Below are 8,170 nucleotides of genomic sequence, written 5' to 3'. Positions count from 1 at the left end.
TTGATTTCCGGATGTGACGCTTTTGCATCGCATCCGGCATTTCACAGATACAAAGCCGGGAAAATCAAATTTTCCACCCCGCGCTCGCGCAATTTTTGCGCGAGGATCTCCACATCCTCCGGCGTGGCGCTCGGCCAGTCTTTTGCTTCGCCGTATACCCCGTGCGCATGAAAGGCATTCAGTCGCACCGGCACGTCACCTGAACGTGTGATAAACGCCGCCAGCGCATCGATATGCTGGAGATAATCCACCTGACCAGGAATAATCAGCAGGCGCAGTTCCGCAAGTTTCCCTTGCCCGGACAGAAAGGTAATGCTTTGTTTAATCAGCGTGTTATCGCGACCAGTCAACTGACGATGACATGCGCTATCCCAGGCTTTTAAATCGAGCATCACGCCGTCGCACACCGGTAGCAATCTTTGCCAGCCGGTTTCGCTCAGCATGCCGTTGCTGTCTACCATGCAGGTCAGGTGTTGCAACTGCGGATCGGTTTTGATCGCGCTAAACAGCGCCACAATAAACGGTAGCTGGGTCGTCGCTTCGCCGCCGCTGACCGTAATTCCCTCAATAAACAGTGCTGCCTTGCGAATAGACTGCAGCACCTCATCAATGCTCATGGTCTGCGCCATCGGCGTAGCCTGCTGTGGGCACATGTGCAGGCAGGTGTCACACTGCTGGCATACGTCGGACTGCCACCACACTTTTCCTGCACTCAGGCTGAGTGCCTCATGCGGGCAATGCAGGACACACTCCCCGCAGTCATTGCAGCGTCCCATCGTCCACGGATTGTGGCAATTTTTACAGCGCAGATTGCACCCCTGCAGAAACAGAGCCAGGCGACTGCCCGGCCCGTCGACGCAGGAGAAAGGGATAATCTTACTTACCGAAGCGCATCTGCTGTTCATGGCTAATCACGCGAGGTTGTCGTTCCAGAATGCGCGTATTGCGCGCGGCTTCTTCGCCCAGCCAGGTTGTGTTGGTGCGAGAACCTGCGGCGCGATATTTTTCCAGATCCGACAGGCGCACCATATAACCGGTGACGCGAACCAGATCGTTACCGCTCACGTTAGCGGTAAATTCACGCATCCCGGCTTTAAACGCGCCGAGGCATAATTGCACCAGCGCCTGGGGATTACGCTTGATGGTTTCATCCAGCGTGAGAATGTCGCTGATACCGGCGTGATAATACGCGTGATGCGGCGCAACGGTCTGCAGGTGAGTGATTGGGTCCGGTTCATCGCCGTAGGGCAGACGTGCGCCCGGCGTGGTGCCGATGTCAGAACTGATCCCCGACTGTGCATGCAGCATCGCGCGCTGATTCCAGCCATATTTCACTGGCGTGCTTTCTACAAATTCCGCCAGTTGGGCGCTAATGCGATAGCCAAGCTGATTGGCAAACTCATCTTTCCCGTAACGCGCGCATTGCCCTGCTTTTTCACACAGCAGATTTACCGCCTCCGCCAGGCCATACATACCGAACATAGGCACAAAACGTTTGGGATCAATCAACCCTTCCTGCACCAGGAAGCTATTCTCAAAGAAATGTGATTTTTCATAGAGGAATTCACATCGTGCATCAATGATGGCGATTTGCTGCTGGCAGTAGTGCGGTAGGGTGCACGTAAAGAAGTCATCGACAGAGGTGCTGCGCTCTGCGATGGCTTTCAGATTGAGCCTGACCAGCGTACTTCCGCCGCCAGCCAGCGGCAGTGAGTTGTAACAACTGACGACGCCGTAGTGGCTTTTTGTGAAAATTTTATCATTTTCAGGGCCGTTGGAAATGTGTGGTTTACTGCATTCACAGATATTTTTCGCCACGTTAAGCAGCAGATCGTCAGGGGTGATTTGCGGATCATAAATAAAAGTAAGATTAGGTGAAACCTGCTTTAACTCTGCATCTGCGCGTAAAATTGCGCGTGTAATCGGCGTGTCGGCTGGACCAATGTTGGCATGCATAAAAGCATCTGGCAGGGTGCGGTCGAGATAACGCCAAAAACGTTTTATTCGAATATCGATCTCATCTTGTGTTAGAATTCTAACATATGGTTGCAGTAGAGCATCGAGCTGACCGAGATAGACCGGCGTCGACGTTACTGACGGAACGTGATGGTACAGGATGGTGAGTAAGGATAACGCGTCATCAAGATCCTTTGCTCCTTCCAGCTCCAGCCATGATGAACCGTTGGCCAGAAAACGCGCGTAGTCGGGTAAAACATAACGCGGTTTGAACGGGGCATGGCCTTCGTACATATCGCAGATCACCCCGTCATCCAGCGCCTGGCGTGCTTCAGCAGGCAGTTGCGGGTAAGGCAGTGCGTTTTCAGCCTCCAGCGCCAGAAAGTGGCGTTTCTGCTCAGGGCTGAGCACCGGACTGGTCACGATTTGTTGGCAACGCTGTTGCAGCGCGAGTTCGCTTGAAGTGGGCATCGTTGGTTCCTTTTTATCCCGAAGGTGTAACGCCATTGTAGAAAGCAACGTCGCTACAACCTTTGATCCGGATGCGCTTGATGCCACCGCATTCCCTCTGGAAAGGTGATTTATTTGAAGTGGATCTCATTAGAGTAATGCAAATCTGTATGTGGTTTTCATTAACTGTGATGTATATCGAAGTGTAATCGCGAGCGGATGTTAGAATACTAACAAACTCGCAAGGTGAAATTTTATACGGCGACGCCGTTGGAGAATGTTATGACCGATTTAACAGCAAGCAGCCTGCGCGCACTGAAACTGATGGACCTGACCACCCTGAATGACGACGACACCAATGAAAAAGTGATCGCGCTGTGTCATCAGGCGAAGACCCCGGTTGGCAACACTGCCGCAATCTGCATCTATCCGCGTTTCATCCCTATTGCGCGTAAGACTCTGAAAGAGCAGGGTACGCCGGACATCCGTATTGCCACCGTCACCAACTTCCCGCACGGCAACGACGACATCGAGATTGCGCTGGCTGAAACCCGCGCGGCGATTGCCTACGGCGCGGATGAAGTTGACGTGGTGTTCCCGTACCGTGCGCTGATCGCCGGTAATGAGCAAGTTGGTTTCGATCTGGTTAAAGCGTGTAAAGACGCGTGTGCGGCGGCAAATGTGCTGCTGAAAGTGATCATCGAAACCGGTGAGCTGAAAGAAGAAGCCCTTATCCGTAAAGCGTCTGAAATTTCCATCAAAGCCGGTGCTGATTTCATCAAAACGTCTACCGGTAAAGTACCGGTCAATGCGACGCCGGAAAGCGCACGCATCATGATGGAAGTGATCCGTGATATGGGCGTTTCTAAAACCGTTGGTTTCAAACCCGCTGGCGGCGTGCGTACGGCAGAAGATGCACAGCAGTTCCTGGCGATTGCTGACGAACTGTTTGGCGCTGACTGGGCAGATTCCCGCCATTACCGTTTTGGCGCATCCAGCCTGCTGGCGAGCCTGCTCAAAGCGCTGGGTCACGGCGACGGTAAGAGCGCAAGCAGCTACTAAGTTTGAATTGCCCATCGTAGGCCGGATAAGGCGTAAGCCGCCATCCGGCATCAATACGACTAGCCGGGGAGCGCACTGCTTACCCGGCCCATAATCGGGAGGTTACCGTGTTTCTCGCACAAGAAATTATTCGTAAAAAACGTGATGGTCATGCGCTGAGCGATGAAGAGATTCGTTTCTTTATCAATGGGATCCGTGACAACACCATCTCTGAGGGGCAAATCGCCGCCCTGGCGATGACCATTTTCTTCCACGATATGACAATGCCTGAGCGTGTTTCGCTGACTATGGCAATGCGTGATTCAGGAACCGTGCTGGACTGGAAAAGCCTGCAACTGAACGGCCCGATTGTGGATAAACACTCTACCGGCGGCGTGGGTGACGTAACGTCACTGATGTTAGGCCCAATGGTCGCTGCATGCGGCGGTTATATTCCGATGATCTCCGGGCGTGGCCTGGGACATACCGGTGGCACGCTCGATAAACTGGAAGCCATTCCAGGATTTGACATTTTTCCGGACGACGCCCGTTTCCGTGAAATTATTAAAGACGTGGGTGTGGCGATTATTGGGCAAACCAGCTCGCTCGCACCGGCGGATAAACGTTTTTATGCTACTCGCGATATTACTGCGACGGTGGATTCCATCCCGCTGATTACTGGCTCCATCCTGGCGAAAAAGCTGGCGGAAGGGCTGGATGCGCTGGTGATGGATGTGAAAGTAGGCAGCGGCGCCTTTATGCCGACCTACGAGCTCTCTGAAGCCCTTGCCGAAGCGATTGTCGGCGTGGCGAATGGCGCGGGTGTACGTACCACCGCGCTGTTAACCGATATGAATCAGGTGCTGGCTTCCAGCGCGGGTAATGCGGTAGAAGTTCGCGAAGCGGTGCAGTTCCTGACAGGTGAATACCGCAATCCACGTCTGTTAGACGTCACCATGGCGCTGTGCGTGGAAATGCTGATCTCCGGCAAGCTGGCGAAAGACGATGCCGAAGCTCGCGCGAAATTACAGGCGGTGCTGGATAACGGTAAAGCGGCAGAGATTTTTGGTCGCATGGTTGCAGCGCAGAAAGGCCCGACCGATTTCGTCGAGAATTATTCGAAGTACCTGCCAACGGCAATGCTCAGCAAAGCGGTATATGCTGATACCGAAGGTTTTGTCAGCGCGATGGATACCCGTGCGCTGGGTATGGCGGTCGTTTCCATGGGCGGCGGTCGTCGTCAGGCCTCGGACACCATTGATTACAGCGTTGGCTTCAGCGACATGGCGCGTCTGGGCGACAGCGTAGACGGACAGCGCCCGCTGGCGGTGATCCACGCCAAAGATGAAGCCAGCTGGCAGGAAGCGGCGAAAGCGGTCAAAGCGGCAATTAGCCTTGACGATAAAGCGCCAGAAATTACGCCGACAGTCTATCGTCGTATTACCGAATAACTGTATACTGATCTGATCGCTTTTTTGCGGCGCAGATGTATGGAGAACAAGATGAAACGTGCATTTATTATGGTGCTGGACTCCTTTGGTATTGGTGCGACTGAAGATGCGGATCGCTTTGGCGACGTAGGCTCAGACACTATGGGACACATTGCAGAAGCCTGTGCGAAAGGTGAAGCTGACAATGGTCGCAAAGGTCCACTGAATCTGCCTAACCTGACCCGTCTGGGCCTGGTGAAAGCTCACGAAGGCTCTACAGGTAAAATTGCTGCCGGCATGGACGGTAATGCGGAAGTGATTGGTGCTTACGCCTGGGCGCATGAACTCTCTTCCGGAAAAGACACGCCGTCCGGCCACTGGGGAAATCGCCGGTGTACCGGTTCTGTTTGACTGGGGTTACTTCTCCGATCATGAAAACAGCTTCCCGCAGGAACTGCTGGATAAGCTGGTAAAACGTGCCAACCTGCCGGGCTACCTCGGTAACTGCCACTCTTCCGGTACCGTGATTCTGGATCAGCTGGGTGAAGAGCATATGAAAACCGGCAAGCCGATTTTCTATACCTCCGCTGACTCAGTGTTCCAGATTGCCTGTCACGAAGAGACTTTTGGCCTGGATAAACTCTACGAACTGTGCGAAATCGCCCGTGAAGAGCTGACCGAAGGTGGTTACAACATCGGTCGTGTTATTGCGCGTCCGTTTATTGGTGATAAAGCCGGTAATTTCCAGCGTACCGGTAACCGTCACGACCTGGCCGTTGAGCCGCCAGCACCGACCGTGCTGCAGAAACTGGTCGACGAGAAAGACGGCCACGTGGTTTCCGTTGGTAAAATCGCGGATATCTATGCGAACTGCGGCATCACCAAAAAAGTGAAAGCTACCGGTCTGGACGCGCTGTTCGACGCCACCATCAAAGAGATGAAAGAAGCGGGTGATAAGACCATCGTCTTTACTAACTTCGTTGATTTCGATTCTTCCTGGGGCCACCGTCGCGATATCGCCGGTTATGCCGCAGGTCTGGAACTGTTCGACCGCCGTCTGCCTGAGCTGATGGAGCTGGTGGGTGAAGATGACATTCTGATCCTGACTGCTGACCATGGCTGCGACCCGAGCTGGACCGGTACTGATCACACTCGTGAACACATTCCGGTACTGGTTTACGGCCCGAAAGTGAAACCCGGTTCTTTAGGTCACCGTGAAACCTTCGCGGATATCGGCCAGACGCTGGCGAGCTACTTTGGTACGTCGCCGATGGACTACGGTAAAAACATGCTGTGATACCCGTTGTCTTTCGCGCTGTAGATGCGTTGACTTTGTTCGCTCACCCCGGTCACATAGTTAATCTATGCTTCCGGGGATTCACGAATTCGTCGCCTTCCTACAACGCGAAATCCTTTGGGTATTCTTCTCAATTTTAATAAGGATAAATTGATGGCAACTCCACATATTAATGCAGAAATGGGTGATTTCGCTGACGTCGTATTGATGCCGGGCGACCCGCTGCGTGCGAAGCATATTGCTGAAACTTTCCTCGAAGATGTCCGTGAAGTGAACAACGTTCGCGGCATGTTAGGTTTCACTGGTACCTACAAAGGCCGTAAGATCTCCGTAATGGGCCACGGTATGGGTATCCCATCCTGCTCCATCTACACCAAAGAGCTGATCACCGATTTCGGCGTGAAGAAAATCATTCGCGTAGGCTCCTGTGGCGCCGTGCGTATGGACGTCAAACTGCGTGACGTGGTTATCGGTATGGGTGCCTGCACCGATTCCAAAGTTAACCGTATCCGCTTTAAAGATCATGATTTCGCTGCTATCGCTGACTTCGACATGGTGCGTAACGCTGTTGATGCAGCAAAAGCGCTGGGCGTAGACGCGCGCGTGGGTAACCTGTTCTCCGCTGACCTGTTCTACTCTCCGGACGGCGAAATGTTCGACGTCATGGAAAAATACGGCGTGCTGGGCGTGGAAATGGAAGCGGCGGGCATTTATGGCGTTGCGGCTGAATTTGGTGCGAAAGCGCTGACTATCTGCACCGTGTCCGACCATATCCGTACTCACGAGCAGACCACTGCCGCTGAACGTCAGACGACCTTCAATGACATGATCAAAATCGCGCTGGAATCCGTTCTGCTGGGCGATAAAGAGTAATGTTGTTTGTGCCCGGTGGCGCTGCGCTGACCGGGCTTAACATTGTTCTCGCAGGCCGGATAAGGCGTCGCCGCCATCCGGGATTTTCAGGCCTGCGCTTAACGCACCGCGCCGGCAATCCATGCCGACAGCTCGCGTAACTCTTTTTCTTGCTCCGGGAAATCAACCAGCAGCGCCTCGCACTCCTGTTGCAGCATATCCGCACGGTACAAGCATCCTTGCAGACGACCCGCCAGCGCTTCTAACGGCGCGGGATTGAGACTGTCGGTAAACACCTGCGTACGCGTGATATGCCCTTTTTCAACGTCGAAATGCAGTTCAACGCCGCCCCAGGTGAAACGCTCGTCCAACAGGTGCGAGAAGGCTGGCGCCTGACCAAAGTTCCACTCCCAACTGCTCTGGCGGGCAAAGGTTTCGGCAAAGTTCGGCAGATCCGGCGCTTTGTCCGGGGAGATAATCTCGGCTTCTACGCGTTCGCCGTAGTGGGCGAAAAAGGCCTCCGTGATGGCCTGACAAACCTGTTGATGAGTGATGCCCGGTAATAGCTCGGTCAAATTTGCCACGCGCGAGCGAACTGAAGTGATGCCTTTGGCGGCAAGTTTCTTTTTATCGGGATTGAGATAGTTTGCCAGGCGACTGAGATCGGCATTCAGCAATAGCGTGCCGTGGTGGAATCCACGGTCTTTCGTTTCACGATAAGCAGAACCAGAGACTTTACGATCGCCGTCCGGCGTTTTCACCACCAGATCGTTACGCCCGGAGGCTTCAGCTTCTACGCCCAGCATATTCAGCGCATTGAGGACTATCGCGGTGGAGATAGTTTTGTCGTATTCCGGTTTCCCGGCCATAAAGGTAAAGCAGGTATTACCTAAGTCATGGAACACCGCGCCGCCGCCGCTGCTGCGACGGGCGAGTCGCACGTTATCTTCCTCCATCCGGCGGGTGTTGCACTCTTTCCACGGGTTTTGCGCCCGGCCAATCACCACCGTATCGGCGTTCCGCCATAAGAACAGGACGCGCTGCGTGGCGGGCATCTGGCGAAAAATGCACTCTTCAACCGCCAGGTTAAACCATGGATCGTAAGAATCGGAGATAAGCAGGCGTAGTGTGGACATAGCGATTT

Annotated in this window: 6 protein-coding genes and 1 pseudogene; 4 read left to right on the top strand and 3 right to left on the bottom strand. The window is 53.8% G+C overall.

Annotated features, from left to right (window positions below):
• Window positions 1-41 precede the first annotated feature (41 nt).
• On the bottom strand, window positions 42-905 hold the full coding sequence (locus tag OGY15_RS22210; protein WP_286540379.1) for a YjjW family glycine radical enzyme activase: 864 nt from the start codon (window positions 903-905) through the stop codon (window positions 42-44).
• The gene (locus OGY15_RS22205) at window positions 877-2,427 is read right to left on the bottom strand and encodes a YjjI family glycine radical enzyme (protein WP_286541134.1); all 1,551 of its coding nucleotides are present in this window, start codon (window positions 2,425-2,427) and stop codon (window positions 877-879) included. Before OGY15_RS22205 ends, OGY15_RS22210 begins: the two co-directional genes overlap by 29 nt.
• Before the next feature lie 261 nt (window positions 2,428-2,688).
• On the opposite strand from OGY15_RS22205, the gene deoC reads away from it, so the two are divergent.
• The 4 genes and pseudogenes from deoC to deoD all read left to right on the top strand — a co-directional run bounded on the left by deoC (window position 2,689) and on the right by deoD (window position 7,047).
• Window positions 2,689-3,468 (top strand): deoxyribose-phosphate aldolase, encoded by a 780-nt coding sequence (deoC, locus tag OGY15_RS22200; RefSeq protein ID WP_137376109.1) that lies wholly within the window; start codon window positions 2,689-2,691, stop codon window positions 3,466-3,468.
• Window positions 3,469-3,575: 107 nt separating this feature from the next.
• Window positions 3,576-4,898: a thymidine phosphorylase gene (gene deoA, locus OGY15_RS22195; protein ID WP_187253697.1), complete on the top strand. Its 1,323-nt coding sequence runs from the start codon at window positions 3,576-3,578 to the stop codon at window positions 4,896-4,898.
• 51 nt (window positions 4,899-4,949) lie between these two features.
• Window positions 4,950-6,174 (top strand): annotated as a pseudogene (gene deoB / locus OGY15_RS22190) (phosphopentomutase).
• Window positions 6,175-6,327: 153 nt separating this feature from the next.
• On the top strand, window positions 6,328-7,047 hold the full coding sequence (deoD, locus tag OGY15_RS22185) for a purine-nucleoside phosphorylase (RefSeq protein ID WP_000224864.1): 720 nt from the start codon (window positions 6,328-6,330) through the stop codon (window positions 7,045-7,047).
• 98 nt (window positions 7,048-7,145) lie between these two features.
• Here the strand turns inward: deoD and lplA are convergent, their stop codons facing one another.
• Window positions 7,146-8,162: a lipoate--protein ligase gene (lplA, locus tag OGY15_RS22180; RefSeq protein WP_151216675.1), complete on the bottom strand. Its 1,017-nt coding sequence runs from the start codon at window positions 8,160-8,162 to the stop codon at window positions 7,146-7,148.
• Window positions 8,163-8,170: the final 8 nt, after the last annotated feature.

Origin of the sequence: Citrobacter sp. Cu231 (assembly GCF_030332265.1) — a bacterium.
In the GTDB taxonomy this organism is placed as follows: domain Bacteria; phylum Pseudomonadota; class Gammaproteobacteria; order Enterobacterales; family Enterobacteriaceae; genus Citrobacter; species Citrobacter meridianamericanus.
Note: the sequence above shows the minus strand (reverse complement) of the source record. Positions and strands in the feature narration are given on the sequence as shown.